The 1,130-nt window shown below is 74.1% G+C and carries 2 protein-coding genes; one reads left to right on the top strand and one right to left on the bottom strand.

Going from position 1 to position 1,130, the window contains the following annotated elements:
- The coding region (locus PROKR_RS12635; RefSeq protein ID WP_036963723.1) for an oxidoreductase at positions 1-765 on the bottom strand (765 nt) is incomplete at its 3' end.
- Positions 766-867: 102 nt separating this feature from the next.
- Between PROKR_RS12635 and PROKR_RS12630 the strand changes: the two genes are divergently transcribed.
- A partial coding sequence (locus PROKR_RS12630; protein WP_036963720.1) for a helix-turn-helix domain-containing protein occupies positions 868-1,130 on the top strand: 263 nt, incomplete at its 3' end.

Here is a 1,130-nt window from a genome sequence, read left to right as displayed (position 1 = left end):
CAGCAGGATGTTGGGCGACCGCCGCAGCAGCCACGCCTGCGCGACGGCGGCCGGGGTGCTGCCCAGCCGGGCGGCCACGGCGTCCAGCTCCGCCGACTGCAGCGGTGAGAAGCCGCCCAGCGGGAAGTACGGCACGTAGGCGATGCCCTGCGCGGCCAGTGAGTCGATCAGCTCGTCGTCGCCGCGGTTGGCGACGTTGTACATGTTCTGCACGCAGACGACCGGCGCGATCGACTGCGCCTCGGCGACCTGCTCCGCGGTGACGGTGCTGACGCCGAGGTGCTTGATCAGGCCCTCGTCCCGCAGCTCGGCCAGGGCGGTGAACTGCGGCGCCAGCGACCCGGGCTCCGGGGCCCCGACCCCGCCGACCCGCAGGTTGACGACGTCGAGCCGGTCCAGGCCGAGGTGCTCCAGGTTCTGCTCCACCTGGCGCCGTAGCCGGCCGGGCTCGCGGTCCAGCACCCAGTTCCCCTCGGCGTCGCGCACCGCGCCCACCTTGGTGACGACGTGCAGGTCCGCGGGGTAGGGGTGCAGGGCCTCGCGGATGATCTCGTTGGTGACGTACGGGCCGTAGAAGTCGGCGGTGTCGATGTGGTTGACGCCGAGCGCGACGGCCTCGCGCAGGACGGCGACGGCCGCGGCGCGGTCGGCGGGCGGCCCGAAGACGCCGGGGCCGGCGAGCTGCATGGCGCCGTAGCCGACGCGGTTGACGGTCAGGTCTTCGGCGAGCGTGAAGGTGCCGCCGGGGAGGGTCTGTGTGGTCATGGCTCCACCGTCCGCCGGCCCGGCGCGGACAGGCAGTGCCCGGACGATCCTGGGAGTACGGGGACCAGGCACGCGCGAGCTGCCCGGCCTACCGTGGTGGGCATGACCCGGGAGACCCAGCTCAGCGAGTACCTCCGGGCGCGCCGCGAGCTGGTGCGTCCCGCCGACGTCGGGCTGCCGGAGGGCGGCGTGCGCCGGGTGGCGGGCCTGCGGCGCGAGGAGGTCGCGCTGCTCGCGGGTATCAGCGCCGACTACTACCTGCGGCTGGAGCAGGGCCGGGACCGGAACCCTTCCGTCCAGGTCCTGGAGTCGCTCGCCCGTGTGCTGCTCCTGGACGAGGCCGCCACCCGGCACCTGCTCGACCT

It is taken from the genome of Promicromonospora kroppenstedtii DSM 19349 (genome assembly GCF_000515355.1).
Lineage (GTDB): Bacteria > Actinomycetota > Actinomycetes > Actinomycetales > Cellulomonadaceae > Promicromonospora > Promicromonospora kroppenstedtii.
Note: the sequence above shows the minus strand (reverse complement) of the source record. Positions and strands in the feature narration are given on the sequence as shown.